The following is a 261-nucleotide window of genomic DNA, read 5'->3' as shown; positions in this document are numbered from 1 at the left end:
GGTGCATGGTGGCATGCACAACCGCGTCAAGGTTAACGTGAACTGGGTCGATGCCGAAGTTTTCGACAATGATGATGCCGCCCCATACCTTGAAGGGTATGACGCGATCCTCGTCCCCGGCGGTTTCGGAGAACGTGGCACAGAAGGCAAAATCAAGGCCGCACAGTTCGCGCGCGAACACAACATTCCCTATCTGGGCATTTGTCTGGGTATGCAGATGGCCGTCATCGAAGCGGCACGCAACGTGGCAGGAATCAAGAC

General features: G+C 56.3%; 1 protein-coding gene. It reads left to right on the top strand.

The window, feature by feature from the left end; genetic code table 11:
* The coding region (locus tag Q4548_RS16875) for a glutamine amidotransferase-related protein (protein WP_408068641.1) at positions 1-261 on the top strand (261 nt) is incomplete at both ends.

Source organism: Wenyingzhuangia sp. 2_MG-2023, assembly GCF_030548295.1.
Classification (GTDB): Bacteria; Bacteroidota; Bacteroidia; order Flavobacteriales; family Flavobacteriaceae; genus Wenyingzhuangia.
This window is presented reverse-complemented; position numbering and strand designations above follow the sequence as displayed.